The organism is Sagittula sp. P11 (genome assembly GCF_002814095.1).
In the GTDB taxonomy this organism is placed as follows: Bacteria; Pseudomonadota; Alphaproteobacteria; order Rhodobacterales; family Rhodobacteraceae; genus Sagittula.
This window is the reverse complement of record NZ_CP021913.1, coordinates 1,434,740-1,457,460: the sequence shown is the minus strand read 5'-3', so window position 1 is coordinate 1,457,460 and position 22,721 is coordinate 1,434,740. Positions and strand designations below refer to the sequence as shown.

The 22,721-nt window shown below is 66.1% G+C and carries 25 protein-coding genes, 2 tRNA genes and 1 riboswitch; of the genes, 20 read left to right on the top strand and 7 right to left on the bottom strand.

The features are described from left to right. The first annotated feature begins 14 nt into the window (after positions 1 to 14). A tRNA-Leu gene (locus CDO87_RS07135) sits at positions 15 to 99 on the top strand. A 448-nt stretch (positions 100 to 547) separates the two neighbouring features. Here the strand turns inward: CDO87_RS07135 and irr are convergent. Then, positions 548 to 988, bottom strand: coding sequence for a Fur family transcriptional regulator Irr (gene irr, locus CDO87_RS07130; protein WP_100928144.1), 441 nt, complete (start codon positions 986 to 988; stop codon positions 548 to 550). 166 nt (positions 989 to 1,154) lie between these two features. Here irr and fabA point away from each other — a divergent pair, with 166 nt between their 5' ends. Continuing rightward, a complete protein-coding gene (gene fabA, locus CDO87_RS07125; protein WP_100928143.1) occupies positions 1,155 to 1,664 on the top strand; it encodes a bifunctional 3-hydroxydecanoyl-ACP dehydratase/trans-2-decenoyl-ACP isomerase in 510 nt (169 codons plus the stop codon). A gap of 105 nt (positions 1,665 to 1,769) precedes the next feature. Here fabA and CDO87_RS07120 read toward each other — a convergent pair whose 3' ends face one another. Next, positions 1,770 to 2,003, bottom strand: coding sequence for a hypothetical protein (locus CDO87_RS07120; RefSeq protein WP_100928142.1), 234 nt, complete (start codon positions 2,001 to 2,003; stop codon positions 1,770 to 1,772). 94 nt (positions 2,004 to 2,097) lie between these two features. After that, a complete protein-coding gene (locus CDO87_RS07115) occupies positions 2,098 to 2,970 on the bottom strand; it encodes a sulfotransferase (RefSeq protein WP_100928141.1) in 873 nt (290 codons plus the stop codon). Positions 2,971 to 3,154: 184 nt separating this feature from the next. Here CDO87_RS07115 and fabB point away from each other — a divergent pair, with 184 nt between their 5' ends. The 5 genes from fabB to CDO87_RS07090 all read left to right on the top strand — a co-directional run bounded on the left by fabB (position 3,155) and on the right by CDO87_RS07090 (position 6,851). Next, complete coding sequence (gene fabB, locus CDO87_RS07110; protein ID WP_100928140.1) at positions 3,155 to 4,384, top strand: beta-ketoacyl-ACP synthase I; 1,230 nt, start codon at positions 3,155 to 3,157, stop codon at positions 4,382 to 4,384. Between the two features lie 15 nt (positions 4,385 to 4,399). Further along, on the top strand, positions 4,400 to 5,188 hold the full coding sequence (locus tag CDO87_RS07105; RefSeq protein ID WP_100928139.1) for an enoyl-ACP reductase: 789 nt from the start codon (positions 4,400 to 4,402) through the stop codon (positions 5,186 to 5,188). Positions 5,189 to 5,269: 81 nt separating this feature from the next. Then, positions 5,270 to 5,725 carry a hypothetical protein gene (locus CDO87_RS07100; protein ID WP_100928138.1) on the top strand — a complete coding sequence of 152 codons (456 nt, stop codon included), beginning with the start codon at positions 5,270 to 5,272 and terminating at the stop codon, positions 5,723 to 5,725. Positions 5,726 to 5,799: 74 nt separating this feature from the next. Beyond that, on the top strand, positions 5,800 to 6,117 hold the full coding sequence (locus tag CDO87_RS07095; protein ID WP_100928137.1) for a hypothetical protein: 318 nt from the start codon (positions 5,800 to 5,802) through the stop codon (positions 6,115 to 6,117). A 59-nt stretch (positions 6,118 to 6,176) separates the two neighbouring features. Further along, complete coding sequence (locus CDO87_RS07090; RefSeq protein WP_100928136.1) at positions 6,177 to 6,851, top strand: FAD-binding oxidoreductase; 675 nt, start codon at positions 6,177 to 6,179, stop codon at positions 6,849 to 6,851. Positions 6,852 to 7,007: 156 nt separating this feature from the next. Here the strand turns inward: CDO87_RS07090 and CDO87_RS07085 are convergent, their stop codons facing one another. After that, positions 7,008 to 7,877, bottom strand: coding sequence for a hypothetical protein (locus tag CDO87_RS07085; protein ID WP_100928135.1), 870 nt, complete (start codon positions 7,875 to 7,877; stop codon positions 7,008 to 7,010). Positions 7,878 to 7,988: 111 nt separating this feature from the next. Between CDO87_RS07085 and miaB the strand changes: the two genes are divergently transcribed. From miaB to CDO87_RS07025, 12 genes are all read left to right on the top strand, one after another. Then, a complete protein-coding gene (gene miaB, locus CDO87_RS07080) occupies positions 7,989 to 9,296 on the top strand; it encodes a tRNA (N6-isopentenyl adenosine(37)-C2)-methylthiotransferase MiaB (protein ID WP_100928134.1) in 1,308 nt (435 codons plus the stop codon). Between the two features lie 217 nt (positions 9,297 to 9,513). Then, a complete protein-coding gene (locus CDO87_RS07075) occupies positions 9,514 to 10,110 on the top strand; it encodes an OmpA family protein (RefSeq protein ID WP_100928133.1) in 597 nt (198 codons plus the stop codon). A 19-nt stretch (positions 10,111 to 10,129) separates the two neighbouring features. After that, the gene (locus CDO87_RS07070) at positions 10,130 to 10,447 is read left to right on the top strand and encodes a hypothetical protein (RefSeq protein ID WP_100928132.1); all 318 of its coding nucleotides are present in this window, start codon (positions 10,130 to 10,132) and stop codon (positions 10,445 to 10,447) included. Positions 10,448 to 10,688: 241 nt separating this feature from the next. Further along, entirely contained in the window at positions 10,689 to 11,660 is a 972-nt protein-coding gene (locus CDO87_RS07065) for a PhoH family protein (protein ID WP_100928131.1), read from the top strand. A gap of 91 nt (positions 11,661 to 11,751) precedes the next feature. Continuing rightward, positions 11,752 to 12,288 (top strand): rRNA maturation RNase YbeY, encoded by a 537-nt coding sequence (gene ybeY, locus CDO87_RS07060; RefSeq protein WP_100928130.1) that lies wholly within the window; start codon positions 11,752 to 11,754, stop codon positions 12,286 to 12,288. Positions 12,289 to 12,301: 13 nt separating this feature from the next. After that, entirely contained in the window at positions 12,302 to 13,258 is a 957-nt protein-coding gene (locus CDO87_RS07055; protein ID WP_100928129.1) for a hemolysin family protein, read from the top strand. Beyond that, positions 13,251 to 14,792: an apolipoprotein N-acyltransferase gene (gene lnt / locus CDO87_RS07050; RefSeq protein WP_100928128.1), complete on the top strand. Its 1,542-nt coding sequence runs from the start codon at positions 13,251 to 13,253 to the stop codon at positions 14,790 to 14,792. The genes CDO87_RS07055 and lnt overlap by 8 nt, the downstream gene beginning before the upstream one ends. Before the next feature lie 54 nt (positions 14,793 to 14,846). Continuing rightward, a riboswitch (SAM-SAH riboswitch) is annotated at positions 14,847 to 14,895 on the top strand. 6 nt (positions 14,896 to 14,901) lie between these two features. After that, on the top strand, positions 14,902 to 16,083 hold the full coding sequence (gene metK, locus CDO87_RS07045) for a methionine adenosyltransferase (protein ID WP_100928127.1): 1,182 nt from the start codon (positions 14,902 to 14,904) through the stop codon (positions 16,081 to 16,083). 94 nt (positions 16,084 to 16,177) lie between these two features. Beyond that, positions 16,178 to 16,891 carry a tRNA (guanosine(46)-N(7))-methyltransferase TrmB gene (locus CDO87_RS07040; RefSeq protein ID WP_100928126.1) on the top strand — a complete coding sequence of 238 codons (714 nt, stop codon included), beginning with the start codon at positions 16,178 to 16,180 and terminating at the stop codon, positions 16,889 to 16,891. Positions 16,892 to 16,983: 92 nt separating this feature from the next. Beyond that, on the top strand, positions 16,984 to 18,327 hold the full coding sequence (aroA, locus tag CDO87_RS07035; RefSeq protein WP_100928125.1) for a 3-phosphoshikimate 1-carboxyvinyltransferase: 1,344 nt from the start codon (positions 16,984 to 16,986) through the stop codon (positions 18,325 to 18,327). Beyond that, the gene (locus CDO87_RS07030; RefSeq protein WP_100928124.1) at positions 18,324 to 18,830 is read left to right on the top strand and encodes a hypothetical protein; all 507 of its coding nucleotides are present in this window, start codon (positions 18,324 to 18,326) and stop codon (positions 18,828 to 18,830) included. The genes aroA and CDO87_RS07030 overlap by 4 nt, the downstream gene beginning before the upstream one ends. Positions 18,831 to 18,885: 55 nt before the next feature. Next, a complete protein-coding gene (locus CDO87_RS07025; RefSeq protein ID WP_100928123.1) occupies positions 18,886 to 19,491 on the top strand; it encodes a d(CMP) kinase in 606 nt (201 codons plus the stop codon). 91 nt (positions 19,492 to 19,582) lie between these two features. On the opposite strand, the gene CDO87_RS07020 is transcribed toward CDO87_RS07025, so the two are convergent. Continuing rightward, complete coding sequence (locus CDO87_RS07020) at positions 19,583 to 20,542, bottom strand: LacI family DNA-binding transcriptional regulator (RefSeq protein ID WP_254698428.1); 960 nt, start codon at positions 20,540 to 20,542, stop codon at positions 19,583 to 19,585. 228 nt (positions 20,543 to 20,770) lie between these two features. Here CDO87_RS07020 and CDO87_RS07015 point away from each other — a divergent pair. Further along, positions 20,771 to 20,847: transfer RNA gene (locus CDO87_RS07015), tRNA-Arg, on the top strand. 464 nt (positions 20,848 to 21,311) lie between these two features. Here the strand turns inward: CDO87_RS07015 and CDO87_RS07010 are convergent. Then, positions 21,312 to 22,223: a DMT family transporter gene (locus CDO87_RS07010; RefSeq protein ID WP_100928121.1), complete on the bottom strand. Its 912-nt coding sequence runs from the start codon at positions 22,221 to 22,223 to the stop codon at positions 21,312 to 21,314. An 84-nt stretch (positions 22,224 to 22,307) separates the two neighbouring features. After that, positions 22,308 to 22,604 (bottom strand): helix-turn-helix domain-containing protein, encoded by a 297-nt coding sequence (locus tag CDO87_RS27570; protein WP_404944749.1) that lies wholly within the window; start codon positions 22,602 to 22,604, stop codon positions 22,308 to 22,310. Between the last annotated feature and the right edge of the window lie 117 nt (positions 22,605 to 22,721).

Below are 22,721 nucleotides of genomic sequence, written 5' to 3'. Positions count from 1 at the left end.
TGTCGCGCGCGTGTGCCCGCGTGGTGGAATGGTAGACACAGGAGACTTAAAATCTCCAGGCCTTGTGCCGTGCCGGTTCGAGTCCGGCCGCGGGTACCACCCTCTCCCTTCAATTCCGGCGCCGTATTGGAATTATTTATTACGCGCCAGACGCCTGTTTTATGGGCGCCGCGACAATCGTCGTATTCTGAATGCGGTGAAATGATCTCAGGGGGAGTTTCGGGAGGTCCCCTAAATCCCACCACTCAGGGTGCGAATAAGGGCGATTCTGCTGCGCGAGAAAAAGGCGCAGGATAGGGACATTGAAAAAACACCCAGTCTCTCGGGCAACTCGACAACACAACCCGCGAAGGGCAGCGCTGAGCAGCCGGGGCCAAGTCGCCTGCGACAAGATCGCTCTGGAGGCGCAGCAGAAAGGCAGGCAGTCCGTCAGTTTTCGGAAAACGATGGCCGAAGAGGGCGTGCATGGCCGAAAGCTGCCCGGGGGAAGCCAAGGGCAGACGGACGGAGGTTATCTCTGCCCGTGGTCGGCCCGTCGGTTCAGGGGTTATTTCCGGCGCAGGCGGATGACCACGTCGACGGAGGCGATCTCTGCCCCGTCCGGCGCGTTCGGCAGCTGCGTGATCACCAGCTGGTCCGCCGGGGCGTCGGTCAGGTGGCCGTCGTCTTCCCAGAAGAAATGCGGGTGGTCGTGGGTGTTGGTGTCGAAATAGCTGCGCGAGCCGTCGACCGTCACTTCCTGCATCAGGCCCGCGTCGCAGAACGCCTTGAGCGTGTTGTAGACGGTGGCGAGGCTGACCCGCTCCCCCTGGTCCTTGGCGGCGGCAAAGAGGCTTTCGGCGGTGACGTGCCGGTTGCGTCCGTCGCCCACCAGAAGGGCCGCCAACGCCACGCGCTGCCGGGTCGGGCGCAGATCGCTGCGCGCCAGCCAGGATTTTCCGCGGTCGAGTTCCGTGGACATGGAGGAGGTTATATCCGTCTGGGTCATTGCATTGTTATATAATGTGTCGGCGCACCCGATTTCAAACCTTTTCGTGCCAGCGGCTTGCGGGCTGCGGCACCGTGTTCCGCTTGCATGGCGCGCTTTCCGGGTGGTAGAGGGGGCCGGACTTCGCGACACGATCACTTCATGATGGATAGGGAGCCCTCCCCGCATGGCCGATTACCCCACCAGCTTCGGCAAGGAAGACCTGTTGAAATGCGCCCGCGGCGAGCTGTTCGGCGTGGGCAACGCCCAGCTGCCCGAGCCGCCGATGCTGATGATGGACCGGATCACCGACATCTCCGGCGACGGCGGCCTGCACGGCAAGGGGCACGTCGTGGCGGAATTCGACATCACCCCGGACCTGTGGTTCTTTGAGTGCCACTTCCCCGGCAACCCGATCATGCCGGGCTGCCTCGGCCTTGACGGCCTGTGGCAGCTGACCGGCTTCAACCTCGGCTGGCGCGGCTGGACCGGGCGCGGCTATGCGCTGGGTGTGGGCGAGGTCAAGCTGAAGGGCATGGTCCGTCCGGACCGCAAGATGCTGACCTACAAGGTGGATTTCACCAAGGCCGTGCAGACCCGCCGCCTGACGATGGGCGTGGCCGACGGCATCGTCGAGGCCGACGGCGAGATCATCTACGAGGTCAAGGACATGAAGGTGGCGCTCAGCGAGAGCTGAAGGCACGGCGTTTCATTTGCCGGAGTTTCATTTGCCGGACATGAAGAAGGGTGCGCCATGGCGCACCCTTTTGCGTTTCGGGGCATTGGCCTTGCGCCGCTGCGCCTACAGCAGGAAGTCGAAATCGTCCGACAGGTCGGGCGGCACGTCTCCCTCCCAGGTGGTGGGGGTGGTGTCGCCGGATCTCTCGACGCTCTGGTCGAAGGAACCGTAGGCGTCGCCAAAGGCGGTTTGGAGCATCAGGTCGAAGTCGTCGCCCGCGCTGTCGTCGGAGCTGGTGTTCCGGTCGGAAGAGCGGAATTTGAACGAGGCGAAACCGCTGCCTAAATCTTCGGGCATTGCAAAAGTCCTTGTGTTGAGAACCGCCCCTGAAATCTGCGGGCGGGTTGTGTTGAACACGGCTTAGATGGGGGGAAAGGGGCGCGCCTGCGAGTCAGGAATACCTGCCCCATGCCTCGGGCACTTCCGTGCCGAAGCGTTCGCGGCAAAAGGCGTACTGCGGGGCGAGCAGGACGGCGAAGGTCCTGCGGGCGTCATCGGGCAGGGCGACCTGAACCCGTGTTTCGTTCTGGCGTCCGGCGGGCATGTCTGCGGCGGCCTCGACGCCCAGAAAGTCGCAGAGGCGGCCGAGCGTCTCGGGGGCGAAGAGGGTTTCGTAGAAGAGGCAGAGCCGGTCCTCGGGGGCAAAGCAGGCGTCCAGGGCGGCGATGGTGGCGCGATAGTCCGTGCGCGACCAGATTGCGGGCGCGTCCGGGGCCAGGTGCCAATGGGTGGCGGCGGGCTTGTCCGGGGTCATCTGTTCGACGTGGCGCAACTGCGACCACAGCCGGTCCACGGGATCGCGCATGATGAACAGTACCTTCAGCGTCACCTGCTGGCTGGCAAAGAAGGCGCGCATGTCCGCGAAACCCGCAGGGCCGAGCGTGGCATAGGCGGGCGTGATGTCCGCGAGGACGCGGGTCTGCGGAGAGAGGAGGCGCGCGAAATGGCCGAAATAGGCGTCCTCGTCATAGATCATCCGGGCCCGGTCGAGGCTGGCGGCGAAGGCGGGCTGTTCGCGCAGGTTGGCGAGCGTGTCGCCCGGCTGGCCCATGAAGGCGCGCAGGCGGGCAAGGGCCACGGCATCCGGATCGCCGAAGGCGGGAACGGGTGTGCGGGAATTGAAGAAATGCAGTTCCTTCAAGGGGGAAGGTTCGACCTCTGGCAGGCCCGACAGGTAGCGGTGCAGCCAGCTCGTCCCGCATTTCGCCGCGCCGATGCAGACGAGGAAGGTCTTGCCGTCGAGTTCCGGCAGGTGTCTGGGCATCCGCGCTGTCCTCTTGCGTGTGACGCAGAGGCTGCCACGGGGCGCACATTTGCTCAACCGCGGGATCGGTTCCGGCCATCCGCAGCGGCGATTGCCGGCCTTGCCGTGGATGGAAGCGCGCTGCGCACCTTGCGCCTGACCGCAGGACTGCCTTAGTAAGACCCAACAAATCAAGGGAGGCCGCATGCGCCGCGTCGTCGTTACAGGGTTGGGGGTCGTCTCCAGCATCGGAAACAACGCCGAAGAGGTCACCGCCTCGCTGAAGGCGGGGCGGTCGGGGATTTCCGCCTCTGAGGAGATGAAGGAACACGGGTTCCGCTCGCAGATCTCGGGCCAGCTCAAGATCGACGTGTCCGAACACGTCGACAAGCGCACGCTGCGCTTCATGGGGCCGGGTGCGGCCTATGCGCATATCGCGATGCAGCAGGCGATTGCCGATTCCGGGCTGGAAGAGTCCGACATCGTGAACCCGCGCACCGGGCTTGTGGCCGGGTCCGGCGGGCCGTCGACCTCCGCCCTGCTGACCGCGCACCAGACCGTTCTGAAGTCCGGCGGGACGAAGCGCGTCGGGCCGTTCGCGGTGCCGAAGGCGATGTGTTCGACGATCAGCGCCAACCTCTCGACCGCGTTCAAGATCAAGGGTATCAACTACTCGATCACCTCGGCCTGCTCGACCTCGCTGCACTGCATCGGCAACGCGGCGGAACAGATCATGATGGGCAAGCAGGACGTGATGTTCGCCGGCGGCGGCGAAGAGCTGGACTGGACGCTCAGCTGCCTGTTCGACGCCATGGGCGCGATGTCCTCGAAGTACAACGACACGCCGGAGCGCGCGAGCCGCGCCTTCGACAAGGATCGCGACGGTTTCGTCATCTCTGGCGGCGGCGGCATCGTGGTGCTGGAAGACCTGGAACACGCCAAGGCGCGCGGCGCGAAGATCTACGCCGAGGTGACGGGCTACGGCGCCACGTCGGACGGCGCGGACATGGTGGCCCCCTCGGGCGAGGGCGGCGAGCGCGCGATGCGCGTCGCGCTGTCGACGCTGCCCGAAGGCCGCAAGGTCAGCTACATCAACGCGCACGGCACCTCGACCCCGGTGGGCGACGTCGGCGAGATCGAGGCGGTGCGCCGCGTGTTCGGCGACGGTTCGACCCCGCCGGTCAGCTCGACCAAGTCGATGACCGGCCACAGCCAGGGCGCGACCGGCGCGCAGGAGGCGATCTACTGCCTTCTCGCGCTCCGGGACGACTTCATCATCCCGTCGATCAACGTGGAAACGCTGGATCCGGCGCTCAAGCCCGAGGAAATCGCCACGTCTCTGGTGGAGAACGCTGGGCTGGATTCGGTGATGACCAACTCCTTCGGCTTCGGCGGCACCAACGGCTCGATGGTGCTCTCGCGGTTCAACGACTGATACGGAAAGACTGGGATGACGATAACTCTGGAAGGCAAGCGCGGGCTTGTCATGGGTGTGGCGAACGAACGGTCGATTGCCTGGGGGATCGCGAAGGCGTGTCACGAGGCAGGGGCGGAGCTGGCCTTCACCCACCAGGGCGAAGCCTTCGGCAAGCGGCTGGCACCACTGGCCGAAAGCGTGGGCTCCGATTTCATGGTCGACGTGGACGTGACGGACGATGCCTCTCTGGATGCGGCGTTCGAGTCCCTCGGCAAGCGCTGGGACCGGCTGGACTTTCTCGTCCATGCCATCGCCTTTTCCGACAAGTCGGAGCTGCAGGGCCGGTTCCTGAACACCTCGCGGGCGAACTTCAAGAACTCCATGGACATCTCGGTCTATTCCTTCATCGAGGTGGCGCGCCGCGCCTATCCGCTGATGACCGAGGGCGGCACCATGCTGACGCTGACCTACCAGGGGTCGCAGCGCGTCGTGCCGAACTACAACATCATGGGCGTCGCCAAGGCGGCGCTGGAATCGGCGACCCGCTACCTTGCCAATGACCTCGGGCCGGACGGCATCCGCGTGAACGCCATTTCGCCGGGACCGATGAAGACGCTGGCCGGTGCGGCCATCGGCGGTGCGCGCAAGACCTACAAGCACACCGACCAGAACGCCCCCCTGCGGTCCAACGCGACGCTGGAGGCGGTGGGCGGCACGGCGGTCTGGCTGTGCTCGGACGCGGGGGCCTGCACGACGGGCGAGATCATCCTCGTCGACGGCGGCTACCACGTGCTCGGAATGCCGCAGTACGAGAACCTGTAAGTTTCCATTTTCGTAAAAAGTGCCGAAATTCCGCCGTGACTTTGCCGTGCTTCCGGCAGGGTCATGTGCTGGGATCGTGGCATGACGACGGATCAGGATCTCAGACAGGCCATCCTCGGGGATGCGGGCGCGGAAGTGCGCAAGCGTGCGGAGAAGCGGCGTCGCGGCAGGCGGCGCGGCGGTTTCGCCCGGAAGATCGCCCTCAAGCTGCTGTTCCTGGGGCTGAGCCTCGGGGCGTCCCGCTATCTCATCGCGACCGAGGACGGCCAGGCCACGATGGCCCGGTTCCAGGCCGGGCTGCTGGAGGTCATCGAGACGGAGATGGCTGCGCGCCGCGAGGCGGCGATGACCGCGGCCGCCGCGGTGCCGGCGCAAGCCTTCGCGCCCGTCGACACGGTGGAGGAGGCCGCGCTGCTGCCGGGGAGCGGATGGCTTTCGGCCGGAAACGAGGAGCGTTCGGCGGAGCGCCCTCCGGTCAACGCCATGCCCGAAAGCCGCGTCGCGGTGCGGCGCATGGGGCAGCTCTCGTCCGACTGAGCCTCCGGCCCGGTTCCGGGCGCGGGCGGCGCGTGCTACCCAAGGGAAACGAATCCCCTGACCGGAGAGCCCAGATGCCGCGCCTTGTCCTTGCCCTGATCGCCCTGATGCTGTCCGCCTGCACCGTGGGCGCGCCGCAGGCCGACAAGCCCGGCAACGACGGCGTGGCGCAGAAGCTGACGCTGGGTGTGACCCGGGCCGAGGCGGAGGTGGCGCTTGGCACCGAGGCCGGGTTCGAGCGCAACCCGAAGAACTTCGACGAGTCTTGCGTGAGCTACGCCTACGGCGACGGGCCGAAATACGTGCATGCGGTCTATCGCGGCGGCACGCTGGTGAGCCGCACGGACGGGCACCGGCAGCTCTGCACCTACGGGACGCTGGCCTCTGCCTGAGGGCGCGTCCCGGAACCCCTGTCCCTGCCGCCGCGTTTTGACGGCAAACGGAGGTTCACATGACTCACACGCTGACACTGCAATCCATTTCGCCCGTGACGCATGACACGCACCACCTGGTGTTCGACAAGCCCGAGGGATTCTCGTTCACGCCGGGGCAGGCGGTCGACCTGTCGCTGGACAAGGACGGCTGGCGCGAGGAGAAGCGGCCCTTCACCTTCACCAGCCTGCCGGACGAGGACACGCTGCAGTTCGTCATCAAGTCCTACCCGGAGCATGACGGCGTGACCGAGCAGATCGGCAAGTTGCAGGCCGGCGACAAGGTGCTGATCGAGGACCCCTGGGGCGCGATCGAGGACAAGGGCGACGGCATCTTCATCGCCGGGGGCGCGGGCGTGACGCCGTTCATCTCCATCCTGCGCAAGAAGCTGCAGGACAAGGGCACGCTGGAGGGCAACACGCTGGTGTTCTCGAACCAGACAGAGGCCGACATCATCCTGAAGGACGAATTCGACGCGATGCCGGGGCTGGCCGTGGTCTATACGGTGACCGACGAGCCCGACAGCGGCTACGCGCGGGGCCAGGTCGACGCGTCCTTCCTGAAGGACATGGTCGATGTGAAGGGCGACGTGGTCTACGTCTGCGGCCCGGACGGCATGGTCGAGGCGCTGCCGCGCGAGGTCGCCGAGCTGGGCGTGCCGAAGGACCACGTGGTGACGGAAGAGTTCGACTGACGGGTTTCGGTCCGCTGGCGCGGACCGACCCGCGCGGGCGTTGCCCGCGAAGGCCGGGGGGCTGGCCCCCCGGACCCCCCAAGGTACTTGGACCAAGATGAAGGGCAGGGGCAGTTCCCTGTCCTTCCGTTTGGTATGGCTGTTGTCAGGAGGCGGTCAGAACCACTGGCCCGGCTCCATCAGGCCGAGGTCGAGGAGCTGGCGCGAGTGCCATTCGAAGGGCACGGAGTTGTGCCAGTGGAAGTTCTGGATGTCGAAGGTCGAGCCGGGGTTGCGCTTCAGCGCCTTGGCGGTGCGGAAGGACGCGATGGCGGCCGTCAGGTTGTTGTGCCACGGGCAGGCGTAGGTGTTGTATTCCTCGTCGTCGAAGGTGTGATCCTCGCGCAGGTGCAGGCCCGGCTTTGCGCGGAAGATGGCGATGCGGTCGATCTTGCGGCGTTCGGGGGGGATGTGTTCCTCGTACCGCCAGCGCAGGCCGCCGAAGAAGTCGAGCTGCCGTTCCTTCGGGTAGTTCTTGTTGTCCGGGTCGAGCCGGGCGAGCGCGTAGTAGCCGGAGCGGTCGAGGCAGGCCTCGTCGAGCGAGACCGCGTTCGGGTGGCGGCGGAGATCGCTGGCGTAGAGGTCCACCACGTAGGTCAGCATGGCATCGCGCCGCTCTTCGGTGTGGTAGGCCAGCATCTCGCCGATGGTGCGAGTCTCGCAGAACGGGTAGAACAGGTATTCCGCGTTGTAGCAGTAGTAGAGCCAGGTGCCCCCGGCGGCGGCGTTGACCTGGTCCACCGCGGCCTGGACCGCGCCGTCGGCCATCGGATCGTAGTCGATGCGGCGTATCTTGCCCACGAGGTCTGGCGGCGTCTCCCACAGCGGCGAGACGAAGCACAGGACGATGCGGAAGCCGCAGTGGCGGTGGTGGCGCAGCGTGGTCGCGAGCTCCGTCTCGTCCTCGGCAAAGATCATCGCAACCGGCCCGCTGGCCAGCGCGTCGCGGCCCCGGTTGAGGAAATCCTGTAGGGAGTCGTACTGCATCGGCCTGCCCTCAAGCGCTTTGCATCGAGAATCGGTGAATTTCGGCCCCATTGCAAGACGGGGCGGTTTCGGGGTATCCCCCGCCCCTGATCCCCTACGCAATGGTGCAGCATGACCCGGAAGCTCTTCATCAAGACCTACGGTTGCCAGATGAACGTCTACGACAGCGAGCGCATGGCGGAGGCCATGGGCGGGCAGGGCTATGTCGTGACCGACACGCCCGACGACGCCGACATGATCCTGCTGAACACCTGCCACATCCGGGAGAAGGCCGCCGAGAAGGTCTATTCCGAGCTGGGCCGGTACAAGGGTCTGAAGGCGGCGAAGCCCGACCTGAAGATCGGCGTGGCGGGCTGTGTCGCGCAGGCGGAGGGCGAGGAGATCATGCGCCGTCAGCCGATGGTGGACCTTGTTGTCGGCCCGCAGAGCTATCACCGCCTGCCGGAGCTGGAGGCGAAGACGCGCACCGGGGCGAAGGCGCTCGACACCGATTTCCCGGAGGAAGACAAGTTCGAGCGGCTGGCGCAGCGCCCGAAGGCGAAGCGCGGCCCGACGGCCTTCCTGACGGTGCAGGAGGGTTGCGACAAGTTCTGTGCCTTCTGCGTGGTGCCCTACACACGCGGCGCCGAAGTGAGCCGCCCGGCGGAGCGGGTGATGCGCGAGGCGCGCGACCTCGTGGAGCGCGGCGTGCGGGAGATCACCCTGCTGGGCCAGAATGTGAACGCCTATCACGGGCACGACGGCGGGCTGGCCGGTTTGATCCGGGAACTGGAAACAATCGACGGTCTGGCGCGTATCCGTTTCACCACCTCGCATCCCAACGACATGGACGACGCGCTGATCGCGGCGCACGGCGAATGCGAGAAGTTGATGCCGTACCTTCACCTGCCCGTGCAGGCGGGGTCGGACAGGATCCTCAAGCGGATGAACCGCCAGCACACGGCCGAGCAGTACCTGCGCCTGATCGAGCGGCTGCGCGCCGCACGGCCCGACCTGCACCTGTCGGGCGATTTCATTGTCGGCTTCCCCGAAGAAACGGAGCAGGATTTCCGCGACACGCTCGCGTTGATCGAGGCGGTGGAATACGGATCGGCCTTTTCCTTCAAGTATTCGGAGCGTCCGGGCACACCCGCCGCCGAGCGCGCGCAGGTGCCCGAGGACGAGAAGGACGACCGCCTTCAGCGCCTGCAGGCCCTGCTGACGAAACAGCAGCGCGCGTTGCAGGACGCGATGGTCGGGCGCGAGGTCCGGGTGCTTTTCGAAAAGCCGGGCCGCCTGCCGGGGCAAATGGTCGGAAAATCGGAATACCTGCATGCCGTGCATGTGGAGGCAAAGGGAATCGACGTGGGCGATATTGCCCCTGTCCGAATCGAATCCAGCGGTCCAAACAGCCTTAAAGGCGCCATGATGGCGATGTAATGTCGCCACAGAACCTATTGAATCAAAAAACAACACCGAATTATCCACACAAAACACAAGATATAGTGGGAACTGTTTCCGAAAGCGGTACAGTCCTTGTGGATTTCTTCTTCCCTTACCTAATGGAATCCTTACACTGACTTTACAGTTAATTTGCGCGGCCCGCTGCCATCGGACAGCCGCGCATGGGGGAAACATCAGTTAAGGGACAGAGGCTGTGGTGACACGCATCTCCAAGGCCCTCAGCGCGCTTGCGCTGACTGCATCCCTGTGCCTGTCGGTTGCTGCACCGGCGGTCGCGGAAGATGCTGGGCAAACACCTATCATTTCTACGCAAACCACGCGCACCATTGTGGGCGAGCAATACATTCCGGGCATCTGGGTCGACCCCGATGGCTGCGAGCACTGGGTCATGGACGACGGCGTGGAGGGCTACATGGACCCCCACCTCGACCGCAAGGGGATCCCGGTCTGCCGCCGGTCCAACACCTGCGGCGTGATGAACACCGACCAGTTCTTTGCCACCGACAGCTACAAGATCTCGAAGCACGGCCAGGCGCAGATCGCCAACTTCTTCCGGTCCTCGACCGCGGTGGGTTACGTGATCGCCGGGCATACCGACAGCCGGGCCTCGGACTCCTACAACATGAAGCTGTCGTACAACCGTGCGCTGGCCGTGGCCCGCATTGCACGGGCCGTGGGAGCGAACATCACCGACGTGCGCGGATATGGCGAACGCATGCCCGTGGCGTCCAACGCCACCGCTGCAGGCATGGCCAAGAACCGCCGCGTCGAAATTCTCTGCTTCCAGTAAAGCCCGGGGGACCTTGGACATGAACTTCGCAAAACCGCTCCTTGCCCTGACCGTGGCGGGACTCGTCTCGGCCTGTGGCGTCGACGTTCCGATCGGCCCGGACAAGAGCCAGGACCGCAACTTCTTCGACCGGGATGACCTGTCCTCCATGCAGGCGGGCATCTGGGTCGATCCCAACGGGTGCGACCACTGGATCATCGACGACGGCGTCGAGGGCTACCTCTCGCTGCGTCTCGACAAGTACGGCAAGCCGGTCTGCTCGGGCGTCGCCCCGCCGACCGTCGTCACCGGCCAGTTCAAGGGCGGCTCGACCAGCATCATCGGCGACCCGCTCTGACGCCACCGTCACCTCAGCCATTGGAAAAGGGCCGTCTCCCACCGGGGGCGGCCCTTTTCCCGTCTGGTCCCGCGCCGTGCGTTCCGGCGCCTCGGACGCAGGCACACGCGGGCGGCAGTGTTTCATTTGCGTGACATTCGTCCCGCGAGACTTGCGCAGGCGGGTGTGGCTTGGCACCATATCTAGACAAGGGCCCCCGCCGAATCCACAGCCCGGGCCGAACACGGAGCAGGAGAGAGGCTTGAACACTGGCGTACTGAACGAAGCCATCCTCGAGTTTCCAGACAACCGGCTGCTGATCGACCTCTGCGGAGAGTTCGACCGCAACCTCACAGACATAGAGGCGCGCACGGGCGTGCAGATCCTCAGACGCGGCAACCAGCTTGCCGTGCACGGGCCGGAGGACGCTATCAAGGGCGCCACGGAGGTGCTGCAGGCGCTCTACCAGCGGCTGGAGGCCGGGCGCGAGGTCGGCAAGGGCGACATCGACCGGGAGTTCCGCATGGAACACGAACCGGAGCCCGACCAGCAGCTCGAGATGTTCGGCGGCGGCAAGGTCGAGATCAAGACCCGAAAGAAGCTGGTGGAACCGCGCACCGATGCGCAGAAGGCCTACGTCCGGTCGCTGTTCGAGAACGAGCTGGCCTTCGGCATCGGCCCCGCGGGCACCGGCAAGACCTACATCGCCGTGGCGGTGGGGGTGAACATGCTGATCACCGGCGCCGTCGACAAGATCATCCTCTGCCGTCCCGCGGTCGAGGCGGGCGAACGGCTCGGCTTCCTCCCCGGCACGCAGGAGGAGAAGGTCGATCCCTACATGCAGCCGCTCTACGACGCGCTGAACGACTTCCTGCCGGGCAAGCAGCTTGCCAAGATGCGCGAGGAAAAGACGGTCGAGATCGCGCCGCTGGCCTTCATGCGCGGGCGCACGCTGTCCAATGCCTTCGTGGTGCTGGACGAGGCGCAGAACGCCACGACCATGCAGATGAAGATGTTCCTCACCCGACTGGGCGAGGGGTCGCGCATGGTGATCACCGGCGACCGCACCCAGATCGACCTGCCGCGCGGCGTGCCCTCGGGCCTGCAGGACGCGGAGCGCCTGCTGAAGGACGTGAAGGGCATCTCCTTCAATTACTTCACCGGCAAGGACGTGGTGCGCCACCCGCTTGTCGCCGCCATCATCGAGGCCTACGAGAAGGACGCGGAGGGGTGAGATCCCCCTGCCGCCTCCGCCCTTCGCCTCACCTTCATCTTGGCAGAAATACCTCGGGGGTCCGGGGGCTGGCCCCCGGCCGGTCGGCCATATGCTGACCGATACGATCATCGAGGACGACCGCTGGGAAGCGGCGGGGCTCGGGGCGCTGGCAGAGGAGGCCGCGCAGGCGACCCTCGCACTGCTCGGCCTCGTGGCCGACGACTACGAGATCGCGGTGATGGGCTGCAGCGACGGCCGCATCGCCATCCTCAACGCCGATTTCCGCGGCCGCCCGGCGCCCACCAACGTGCTGAGCTGGCCGACGCAGGAACTCGGCTCGCCCGAAGTGGGCGGTGAGCCTTTCCTGCCGCACCTCGACGACGACTTCGAGGAGATGGGCGAACCGCATCATCTGGGCGATCTGGCGCTCGCATGGGAGACCTGTGAGCGGGAAGCTGCCGAACAGGGCAAGTCCATGGCGGACCACGTGACGCATTTGCTTGTTCACGGGGTGTTACATCTTGTGGGCTACGACCATATCCGTGATGCGGATGCCACGTTGATGGAAGGGTTGGAGCGCGAGATACTTGGCAATCTCGGTATCGCTGACCCATATAGGGAGATTAATGGGCCCAATGGCTCGTGACTGGACCGGAGAAATGGGCGACAACGACGACTCGTCTAAGGCGGCGCATGGCGCGCTGAGACAATTTGAGGATGAAGAGGGACAGGATGCGGCGAGGCCGGGATTCCTGAGACGCCTCTTCGGTCGGACCACGGAAACCGACATGGAAGACGACTTCAAGGGCGACGACACCGTCGGCCCGCGCGAAGCACCCGTGCACGGCATGATCAACCTGCGGCGCATGCGGGTCGAGGATGTGGCCATTCCCAAGGCCGACATCGTGGCGGTGCCGAACACCATCACCCGGGACGACCTGGTGAAGGTCTTCCGCGAAAGCGGGATGACCCGGGTGCCGGTCTACGAGGGCACGCTCGACACCCCGGTGGGCATGGCGCACCTGAAGGACTTTGCGCTGGCCTACGGGTTCAACGGCGCGGGCGCCCGCTTCAACCTGAAACGCATGTTGCGACCGCTGCTCTTCGTGCCGCCGTCGATGCCGATCGGCGTGCTTCTGACGAAGATGCAGACGGAACGGCGGCACATGGCGCTGGTGATCGACGAATACGGCGGCGTCGACGGGCTGGTGACGATCGAGGACCTGATCGAACAGGTCATCGGCGAGATCGAGGACGAGCACGACACCGACGACGACCAGTCGTGGGTGAAGGAGCGTCCGGGCTGCTACCTTGCGTTGGCCAAGACCCCGCTGGAGGAATTCGAGGCGGAACTGGGCTTCGACCTGACCGAACACGAAGACATCGACGAGGAAGAAATCGATACGCTGGGTGGCCTCGTGTTCATGCTGGCTGGCCGCGTGCCGGCCCGCGGTGAGGTGGTGCGCCATCCCGCCGGTCTCGACCTCGAGGTGGTGGATGCCGATCCGCGCCGCATCAAGCGGCTACGGGTGCGTCTGCCCGGCGCGCAGCGCGCCGCCAGCCAGACACAGGTCCCCGCCACCCCGGCGGGTACATCGAAGGCGGGCCATGCCTGAACTGACGGCGCCCGCGCGGGCATTTGTGCTGCGCGGGTGGGCGCGTCTGCCGCTGGCCCTGGCCTGCGGCGCGCTCATGGGCCTGTCGGCTGCACCCTACGATCTCTGGTACGTGGGTTTCCTCGGGCTCGTGGGGGCCTTTGCGCTGTTCCGCGTGGCGCCGCGTGGCCTGCGGGCGGTGGGCACCGGCTGGATGGTCGGACTGGGCTACTTCGGCCTCTCGATGAGCTGGATCGTCGAGCCCTTCATGGTCGATGCCGCCACGACCGGCTGGATGGCCCCCTTCGGGCTGCTGGGCCTTGCGGGCGGGCTGGCCCTGTTCTGGGCGCTTGCATTCTGGGGCGCGGGACATGCGAAACACCGCGCCCTGCCGGCACTGGTGGTCACATGGACAGCGGCGGAGCTGGCGCGGGCCTACGTCCTGACCGGCTTTCCCTGGGGGCTGGTGGGCTATCTCTGGCTGCCGGTACCGCCGGTGCAGTGGGTGTCGCTGGTCGGGCCGCACGGGCTCACCTTCCTGACCTTTGCCACTGCAGCCCTTTTCGCGGCAGAGGCGCCTCGGCGCGACATGCGGCTGTTGCCGCCCGTACTCGGGGTGACGGCGCTTCTGGCGCTCTTCGGCGGGGGGCAGGCGCTGATCCCGCCGCTGCAGGACCTCGACGGCCGTCCCATCGTGCGCCTTGTCCAGCCAAACGCGCCGCAGCACCTGAAGTGGCAGCGCGACATGGTGCCGGTCTATTATCGCCGCCAGGTCGACTTTACCGCCGCCCCGATGAAGGACGGCGACAGCAGGCCCGACCTTGTGATCTGGCCGGAGACGGCGCTGCCCACGCTGCTGCACCGCTCCGCCAACGAACTGGGCGAGATCAGCCATGCGGCGGGTGCGGCGCAGGTGGTCGTGGGGCTGCAGCGCGAGAACCTCGGCAACTGGTACAACTCGCTTGTCCTGATGGGGCCGGAGGGCGACGTGCGGCAGGTCTACGACAAGTATCACCTCGTGCCGTTCGGAGAGTACATGCCCGCCAAGGCGGTCTTTGCCCGCTGGAACATCGCCGGGCTGGCGGCGCGGGCAGAGGGCGGCTACAGCGCTGGACCGGGGCCGGAGCTTCTGAACCTCGGGCCGCTTGGGGTCGCGCTGCCGCTGATCTGCTACGAGGCGGTCTTTCCGCAGGACGTGCACCGCGCGCCGGCGCGGCCCGACATGCTGATGCAGATCACCAACGACGCGTGGTTCGGCGCCTTCTCCGGTCCTTACCAGCATCTCGAACAGGCGCGCATCCGTGCGATCGAACAGGGGCTGCCGATGCTTCGGGCGGCGAACACCGGCGTCTCGGCGGTGATCGACGGTGCAGGCCGCGTGCTGGCTGCGCTGCCGCTGAACGAGGCGGGCTACATCGACGCGCCGCTGCCGCCGCCGCTGCGCGTCACGCTTTACAGCCGGACGGGGGACCTGCCGGTACTGATCATGCTGTTCCTCTTCGCGGGCCTCCTGCTGCGACACCATCGCATCGCATTGCGCAGAGAAAACGATTGACCCGTTCCCCCGGCGGGCGTACCCCGAACGAAGGCCTGAGAAATGGCCCAACAAATCCCGTCACAACGGCTTCCTGGCGTGACGGAGAAACCCGAATGGAGCACCCCCCATGTCCCGACAGAGTTACGTTTTCACCTCCGAGTCCGTCTCGGAAGGGCATCCCGACAAGGTCTGCGACCGGATCTCGGACGCCGTCCTCGACGCCTTCATCGCCGAGGATCCGCTGGCGCGTGTCGCCTGCGAGACCTTCGCCACCACAAACCGTGTCGTCATCGGCGGAGAGGTCGGCCTGACCGATCAGGCCAAGCTGGCGGAGTACATGGGCCGCATCGACGAGATCGCCCGCGCCTGCATCAAGGACATCGGCTACGAGCAGGAGAAGTTCCACCACGAGACGGTGGAGATCACCAACGTCCTGCATGAACAGTCCGCGCATATCGCGCAGGGTGTGACCGGTGGCGGCAACCGCGACGAGGGGGCCGGCGACCAGGGCATCATGTTCGGCTACGCCACCAACGAGACCGATGCGCTGATGCCGGCGCCGATCCTCTACAGCCATGCGATCCTCAAGCGGCTGGCCGAGGTGCGCAAGGACGGCACGGAACCGACCCTGCGCCCCGACGCGAAGTCCCAGCTTACGGTCCGCTACGAGGGCGGCAAGCCGGTGGGCGTGAGCTCCATCGTGCTGTCGACCCAGCACGAGAGCGAGAGCCAGACCTCCGACGACATCCGTGCCATCGTGGAGCCCTACATCCGCGAGATCCTGCCCGACGGCTGGATTTCGGAAGACACCGAATGGTGGGTGAACCCGACCGGCACCTTCGTGATCGGCGGGCCGGACGGCGATGCGGGCCTGACCGGCCGCAAGATCATCGTCGACACCTACGGCGGGGCGGCCCCGCACGGCGGCGGCGCGTTCTCCGGCAAGGACCCGACTAAGGTGGACCGCTCGGCGGCCTATGCCGCGCGCTACCTTGCCAAGAACGTGGTGGCTGCGGGCATGGCGGAACGCTGCACCGTGCAGTTGTCCTATGCCATCGGCGTGGCCCGGCCGCTGTCGATCTACGTGGACGCCCATGGCACCGGCGAAATCGACGCCGCCGCGATCGAGCGGGCGATCCCCAAGGTGATGGACCTGACCCCGCGCGGCATCCGCACGCATCTGGACCTGAACAAGCCGATCTACGCGCGCACCGCGGCCTACGGCCACTTCGGCCGCGCACCGGAACCGGACGGCGGCTTCTCGTGGGAGCGGACCGACCTGGCGGAGGCGCTGGCAAAGGCCGTGTGACCCGGCCACCTCCGCGCGACGGACAGCAAACAGGGGGCGTTCCCGGCGGGGCGCCCCTTTTCTTTTGCGCGGGGCGGGGCTACACGCCCCGGCCATGACCACGTCGAACAAACATCCCGATGCGCCCTGGCGCAACTTCTATGGCCGTGTGCGGGGCAAGACCCTGCGCCCGAGCCAGGTGGAATACATCGAGGAAGACCTGGGCGCCCTGTCGCCGGGACCGGTCGACTGGGACGTGAACCCTGAGCGCACCCCACTGGATCTGAAGGCGCGGTTTGGCGACCGGCCCGTCTGGCTGGAGATCGGCTTTGGCGGCGGCGAGCACCTCGTCCATCAGGCGGTGACCTACCCGGACGTGGCGATCATCGGCTGCGAGCCGTTCATGAACGCCGTCGCGATGCTGCTGGGCAAGCTGCGGGAGGCGGGTTGCGAGAACGTTTCGGTCCACCCGGGCGACGTGCGCAACCTTTTCGACGTGCTGCCGGCGGCCTCGCTGGACAAGGCGTTCCTGCTGTACCCCGATCCCTGGCCGAAGAAGAAGCACCACCGCCGGCGGTTCGTGACGCAAGAGCATCTGGCGCCCCTGCACCGCGCCCTGAAGCCGGGCGCGGAGTTCCGCGTGGCGACCGACATCCCCGATTACGTCCGGCAGGCGCTGGTCGAGGTCCCGAAGGCCGGGTTCGCGTGGGAGGCCGAGGCGCCGGAGGACTGGCGCCGTCCGTGGTCCGACTGGCATTCCACCCGGTACGAGCAGAAGGCCCTGCGCGAGGGCCGGGTGCCGCACTACCTGACGTTCCGCAAGCTGTAAGGGGGGAGGCGGCGCACAGCCCCGCCCTACGGGCCGTTGCGCCCGTACCTGTGCCGCGCTAACAGTGCCGCGATCTTGACAGGAGACGCTGCATGTCCGCCCATGGTGAGCCCATTCCGATGACTTCCCGCCGCGCCGGTCCGCTGACCGGAGAGGCGCATGTGCCGGGGGACAAGTCGATCTCTCACCGCTCGCTGATCCTGGGCGCGATGACGGTGGGCGAGACGAAGGTCACGGGGCTCCTGGAAGGGCAGGACGTGCTGGACACGGCCAAGGCGATGCAGGCCTTCGGCGCGCAGATCGAGAAGATCGGCGAGACCTGGCATGTGCATGGCGTCGGCGTGGGCGGCTTTCTCGAGCCGGAGAACGTGATCGACTGCGGCAACTCCGGCACCGGCGTGCGGCTGATCATGGGGGCGATGGCGACCTCGCCCATCGTTGCGACCTTCACCGGCGACGCCTCGCTGAACAAGAGGCCGATGGCGCGGGTGACCGATCCGCTGGCGCTGTTCGGGGCGCGGTCCTACGGACGGTCCGGCGGGCGGCTGCCGATGACCATCGTCGGCGCAAAGGAACCCATGCCGGTGCGCTATGCCACGCCCGTGCCCTCGGCGCAGGTGAAGTCGGCGGTGCTGCTGGCCGGGCTGAATGCCCCGGGCGAGACGGTGGTGATCGAGCGCGAAGCCACCCGAGACCATTCGGAGCGGATGCTTGCAGGTTTCGGCGCCACGATCTCGACCGAGGACACCGGCGAGGGCCGGGTCATCACGCTGCAGGGCCGTCCGGAATTCGTGCCGCAGGACATCGTCGTGCCGCGCGATCCGTCCTCGGCCGCCTTCCCGGTCTGCGCGGCGCTGATCGCCGAAGGGTCGGACGTGCTGGTGCCCAACATCGGCCTGAACCCGACGCGCGCCGGGCTGTTCTTCACCCTGCAGGAGATGGGCGCGGACCTGACCTTCGAAAACATGCGCGAGGAAGGCGGCGAACCCGTTGCGGACCTGCGCGCGAAGTTCTCTCCGGACATGAAGGGGATCGAGGTCCCGGCCGAGCGCGCGGCCTCGATGATCGACGAATACCCTGTGCTGTCGGTCGTGGCGGCCTTTGCGCAGGGCAGGACCCACATGCCGGGGGTGAAGGAACTGCGGGTCAAGGAAAGCGACCGGATCGACGCCATGGCACGCGGGCTGCGCGCCGCGGGTGTGCAGGTTGACGAGGGCGACGACTGGTGGACGGTGCACGGGCGCGGCTTCGGCGATGTCGCGGGCGGCGTGACGGCAGAGACCTTCCTCGACCACCGCATCGCCATGTCCTTCCTGGTGATGGGTCTGGCGACCAACGCGCCGATGTCGGTCGACGACGGCCAGCCGATCGCCACCTCCTTCCCGATTTTCGAAGGGCTGATGGCCGGGCTCGGCGCGCGGATCGAGCGCACATGATCCTGCGCCGCCACCCGCGTCCGGCCGCCGGACTGGGCGCGCTGGCGGTTCTGACGCTGATGGCGGCGCTGCTGCACTGGAAGATCGCGCCGCTTACCGACAGCGGCTTCCTTCCGCAACTGGCCTTCCGCGGCTACTCGTCCCTGGACCTGCAGGCGTTCGGAACCGAACTGCTGCGCTCCGGCGAAGGCGGGCTTTACCGGAACATCCTGCGGCTCGACCTCCTGTTCATGGGGCTCTGGGGCCTTTGGGTGGTCCTGGCCTTTCCCGACCGGCGCGCGGTGGGCATGGCGCTGGCGGGGGTGGTGCTGGCCTGCGATCTTGCGGAGAACGTCCTGCTGCAACAGGCGCTCGACTGGGCCATGGGGCGGAGCCTGCCGACTGGCTGGGTGCTCTATCCGCCGCTGATCGAAGATGCGCAGGCCGTGCCCTTCACCCGGGCCAAGCTGGTGCTCTACCCGCTGGTGACCGGTGGTCTGCTGCTGCGCGATCTCTGGCGCTAAGCCTTTCCTTTCTGGTTGCACGTTGGTATGCGCCGGGCGCGACACGGAGGCTGCCATGATCTTTACCATCGCCATCGACGGGCCTGCTGCGGCGGGCAAGGGCACCATCGCGCGGGCGGTGGCGGCGCACTTCGGCTTTGCGCATCTCGACACCGGGCTGCTGTATCGCGCGGTCGGACGGCACCTGCTGAACGGCGAGGACCCGGTTGCCGCGGCCCGGGCACTGGACCCTGCCGAGCTGGACGAGGGCGCGTTGCGCACGCCGGAGGTGGCGCAGGCGGCCTCCCAGGTGGCGGTGCTGCCGGAGGTGCGCGCCGCGCTGGTCGACTTCCAGCGCGGCTTTGCCCGGCGCGAGGGCGGCGCGGTCCTCGACGGGCGCGACATCGGTACGGTGATCTGCCCGACGGCGGAGGCCAAGCTGTTCGTTACCGCCAGCGCCGAGGTCCGGGCGCAGCGCCGCTTCCGCGAGCTGGTGGAGAAGGGGCTGGATGTGGACTACGACACGGTGCTGGCGGACGTGCGTGCGCGCGATGCGCGTGACATGAGCCGCGCCGAGGCGCCGCTTGTGGCGGCGGGGGATGCGACGGTGGTCGACACCTCGGAGATGGCGATCGCGGATGCGGTTGCGGCGGCCATCGCGGCGGTCGAGGCCCGCCGCTGAGCCCTTGCCCGACCGCGCGTCGGCGCGGATCGGGTTTTTCCAGGTATTTTTTCCAAGATGAAGGAAGGAGGCCGTTTCGGGCCCCTGCCGGTCAGCGCCGTTTGAGCGTGTCGCCGTAGTTGATCGTGGGCGTCAGTTCGATCAGGCGCTCCACCTCGGCCGCCGGGTTGGAAACGCGTTCGGCGATGATCTCGGCGGCGCGGGTGCCGATTTCCGTCCGGCAGGCGTCCATCGTGGCAAGCTGGCGCGGCAGCCCGTCGAGCAGTTCCACCCCGTTGAAGCCGGCAAGGCCCACGCGGCCGGGAATGTCGATCCCGGCGTCGAGCAGGTGCATCAGCCCGCCGGCCGCGATCATGTCGTTGGAGTAGTAGAGGAAATCGAGTTCGGGCTCACGCTCAAGCATGGCCTTGGTCATTTCGCGGCCCTTCTTCAGTGCGGAACCGCCCGAGTAGAATTCGTGTTCCGCGATTTCCACGCCTTCCTTGGCGAGCGCGGTGGTGAAGCCCTCGAACCGTTTCCGGGCGCGGTGGTCGAGCGGCATCTTCGTGCCCATGAACCCGATCTTCTGGTAGCCTTGCTTGAGGATGGCGCGGGCCATCTCGCGACCGGCGCGGCGGTGGCTGATGCCCACGGCGCAGTCGATCGGGTCGCCGTCGGTGTCCATGATCTCGACCACCGGGATGCCGGAGGCCTTGAGCATGGCCTCGGAGGCCTCGGAATGTTCGAGGCCCGCGATGATGACGCCGGAGGGCCGCCAGGAAAGCATCTCGTAGAGGACGCGCTCTTCCTTTTCCGGCAGGTAGTCGGTCACGCCGACCACCGGTTGCAGCTCGGTGTTCTCCAGCACGCGGGAGATGCCGGACATCACCTCGGGGAAGACCATGTTGCGCAACGAGGGGATGATGACCGCGACCAGGTTCACCCGCTGGGAGGCCAGCGCCCCGGCGATCTTGTTGGGCACGTACCCCAGCGCCTTGGCCGCTTCGAGCACCTTTTCCCGCGTGGCCTGGCTGACATCGCCCCGGTTCCTGAGCACGCGGCTGACCGTCATCTCGGAGACGCCGGAGGCTTCGGAAACGTCGCGCAGGGTAAGCGGGCGGTGATCGTCTGCTGGCACTTGGGAAATTCCTTTTCTTCGAGTTGCTTCACGATACGCCGCGCCCGCCGCCATGCGCAAGAGAGGGCTGCGGTGCCGCGCAGTCGCGCGCGGAACCTGTCCTTTCGAGGGCGGAAAGGGTCATGACAAGGCGTACCGGACAGGCTAAGAGGCGGGGCGTGCGGTCCCGTGGCTCAACTGGATAGAGCAGCCCCCTCCTAAGGGGCAGGTTGCAGGTTCGAATCCTGCCGGGATCGCCAAAACTCCATTAATTCCTTTTATTTTCAACCGATTGCGTAGGGGTTTCATCCAGCGAGTCGGAAAGGTTGGACACTTTCGCAGCACGGATATTTGCCATGCCAGCCGCCGACAGCTTCTTGCGCTGGGCGGTTTTCACATAGGTTAGACGCAGTGACCGAACCTATCTCCACTCGGCTCATCCAGCCGAAAGCTGCCGTTTGGATTGATAGCAGCGCTCCGCGCCTTCCAGCCCTTTCGTGCCGAACGTTGCAGCCCTCGCATTTGCGTGCGAAGACATGAGGGGCTGGAAAGACATACCCTTATGCCGCCGCTTGCCGTCCTTCGGTGGCGAAGCGGAGTGCGCGGCCGAACTTTCCATCAGCGAAATTGAGATGATCATGTTGCAGGCCAGCAGCTGAGACCCGTAGCTTTCCGAACTTCACAGTGCAAAAGCGAGGTTTAGGAGCGACCGAGATCTCACTTATCAAGAATATCGAGAATTGGCCCTTCTTTGTGAACGCAGGTCTTTTCCGGCTCGGCTCGCGGCCATCGCACCGGTGACGACAAGCGCGGCGGCAAGACCCAGGTAAATGGAGGCAGATGCTTCTCCCGCCAGGACCAGAAGGCCGGTCGAAAGAATTGGGGTCGAGAAGGAAATCACGCCGAGCAGGGCGATGTTTCCATGTTTGGTCGCGTGGTCCCACGACAGGAAGGTCAAGCCGATGGGGCCAATACCGAGGAGAACAATTGCCCACCATTGCCCGGGAGTTGGGCTGACGCTGGTTTCGAAAACCAGGTGAGACAGGGCGGACAGTACCGCAACGGCCCCGCAAACGCCGATCAGCATCTCGCTGGGCACCCCCGAATATCTGCGATTGAGCACCGAGTAGCCGGACCAGATCAGGGCGCAGGCGAACGCCGCCACGTATCCAGAGGCTGGGCCGACGGCCTCCACCGTCGCGGATTTATCTGCGAACATGACGAAGACACCCGCAAGGCCCAGCAGCGCACCGAGACCGTGGCCCCACCGCACCCCGCCGCCGCCCGAGGCAAGAGAGGCAAAAACCACGATCAGCAGCGGCCAGAGGTAGGCGATCAGGCTGGCGCGCGCGGGTGGTATGCTCGACACGGCGTAGAAATAGGCGGCATGATAGGTGAAGATCGCCAGCACAGCCATGATCCAGGGGCGCAACGGTTGTTTCAGGACGCGCCACGCGCCTTTTCCCCGCGCTCCCAGGAAAAGGAGACCGGCAACAAAGGCTATGGCTGCGTTCATCGCAAGCAACTGGAACGGCGGAATGCCGTCGCCCCGTGTCGAGAGCAAGGCCAGCGACGCAGAAAACCCTATGGCGACAAGGCCGACAAGTGTCGCCGCTGTTTGAGAATGGTGCGCCATGGGACCTCCGGGGCTTTTGCCCTCAGAGACATGGTTTCAGGGGGATATTCTTGGCCAAGGCGGTCAGCGAATTGACCGAAGCGGTCAGTCTTTGGCGATCGGCGTCTTGCGGATTCTGGCCGGCGTCGTGCCACGTTCGCGCCGAACCGCACGGTTGAGCGCGCTCTGGTCGGAGTAGCCGGTGACCATCGCGATTTCGGCAATCGGCAGTCTTCCTTCCTCCAGCAAACGTTCTGCTTCATTGATCCTCAGCGTCGAGAGATACGCTGCCGGAGTCGTGTCCAGCTTTGCGCGCAGAAGCCGCTTGAGACCGCTGACACTGGTCCCTGCCTCCCGAGCGACGTCTGCGACGGTGATCGGGTCCGCAAGGCGCTGACGCATGTAGCTGCAGGCCCTATCGAGGATCATGTCCCGCATATCCATCGGGGCAGTCACGCGGGTCATCTGATCGAGCAGAAGCGTCATCCACGCGGATGCTCGGTCTGCGCCGTAGTCACC

What these genes read in the sequence shown, in the direction of transcription:
- metK (WP_100928127.1), top strand. Translation starts at nt 14,902, where the DNA reads ATGTCCCGACAGAGTTACGTTTTCACCTCCGAGTCCGTCTCGGAAGGG.
- CDO87_RS07120 (WP_100928142.1), bottom strand. Translation starts at nt 2,003, where the DNA reads ATGCCCGAAGATTTAGGCAGCGGTTTCGCCTCGTTCAAATTCCGCTCT.
- lnt (WP_100928128.1), top strand. Translation starts at nt 13,251, where the DNA reads ATGCCTGAACTGACGGCGCCCGCGCGGGCATTTGTGCTGCGCGGGTGG.
- CDO87_RS07070 (WP_100928132.1), top strand. Translation starts at nt 10,130, where the DNA reads ATGAACTTCGCAAAACCGCTCCTTGCCCTGACCGTGGCGGGACTCGTC.
- ybeY (WP_100928130.1), top strand. Translation starts at nt 11,752, where the DNA reads ATGCTGACCGATACGATCATCGAGGACGACCGCTGGGAAGCGGCGGGG.
- aroA (WP_100928125.1), top strand. Translation starts at nt 16,984, where the DNA reads ATGTCCGCCCATGGTGAGCCCATTCCGATGACTTCCCGCCGCGCCGGT.
- miaB (WP_100928134.1), top strand. Translation starts at nt 7,989, where the DNA reads ATGACCCGGAAGCTCTTCATCAAGACCTACGGTTGCCAGATGAACGTC.
- fabA (WP_100928143.1), top strand. Translation starts at nt 1,155, where the DNA reads ATGGCCGATTACCCCACCAGCTTCGGCAAGGAAGACCTGTTGAAATGC.
- CDO87_RS07090 (WP_100928136.1), top strand. Translation starts at nt 6,177, where the DNA reads ATGACTCACACGCTGACACTGCAATCCATTTCGCCCGTGACGCATGAC.
- CDO87_RS07020 (WP_254698428.1), bottom strand. Translation starts at nt 20,542, where the DNA reads ATGACGGTCAGCCGCGTGCTCAGGAACCGGGGCGATGTCAGCCAGGCC.
- CDO87_RS07115 (WP_100928141.1), bottom strand. Translation starts at nt 2,970, where the DNA reads ATGCCCAGACACCTGCCGGAACTCGACGGCAAGACCTTCCTCGTCTGC.
- CDO87_RS07025 (WP_100928123.1), top strand. Translation starts at nt 18,886, where the DNA reads ATGATCTTTACCATCGCCATCGACGGGCCTGCTGCGGCGGGCAAGGGC.
- CDO87_RS07105 (WP_100928139.1), top strand. Translation starts at nt 4,400, where the DNA reads ATGACGATAACTCTGGAAGGCAAGCGCGGGCTTGTCATGGGTGTGGCG.
- fabB (WP_100928140.1), top strand. Translation starts at nt 3,155, where the DNA reads ATGCGCCGCGTCGTCGTTACAGGGTTGGGGGTCGTCTCCAGCATCGGA.
- CDO87_RS07055 (WP_100928129.1), top strand. Translation starts at nt 12,302, where the DNA reads ATGGGCGACAACGACGACTCGTCTAAGGCGGCGCATGGCGCGCTGAGA.
- CDO87_RS07030 (WP_100928124.1), top strand. Translation starts at nt 18,324, where the DNA reads ATGATCCTGCGCCGCCACCCGCGTCCGGCCGCCGGACTGGGCGCGCTG.
- CDO87_RS07085 (WP_100928135.1), bottom strand. Translation starts at nt 7,877, where the DNA reads ATGCAGTACGACTCCCTACAGGATTTCCTCAACCGGGGCCGCGACGCG.
- CDO87_RS07040 (WP_100928126.1), top strand. Translation starts at nt 16,178, where the DNA reads ATGACCACGTCGAACAAACATCCCGATGCGCCCTGGCGCAACTTCTAT.
- CDO87_RS07095 (WP_100928137.1), top strand. Translation starts at nt 5,800, where the DNA reads ATGCCGCGCCTTGTCCTTGCCCTGATCGCCCTGATGCTGTCCGCCTGC.
- CDO87_RS07100 (WP_100928138.1), top strand. Translation starts at nt 5,270, where the DNA reads ATGACGACGGATCAGGATCTCAGACAGGCCATCCTCGGGGATGCGGGC.
- CDO87_RS27570 (WP_404944749.1), bottom strand. Translation starts at nt 22,604, where the DNA reads ATGCGTCAGCGCCTTGCGGACCCGATCACCGTCGCAGACGTCGCTCGG.
- irr (WP_100928144.1), bottom strand. Translation starts at nt 988, where the DNA reads ATGACCCAGACGGATATAACCTCCTCCATGTCCACGGAACTCGACCGC.
- CDO87_RS07010 (WP_100928121.1), bottom strand. Translation starts at nt 22,223, where the DNA reads ATGGCGCACCATTCTCAAACAGCGGCGACACTTGTCGGCCTTGTCGCC.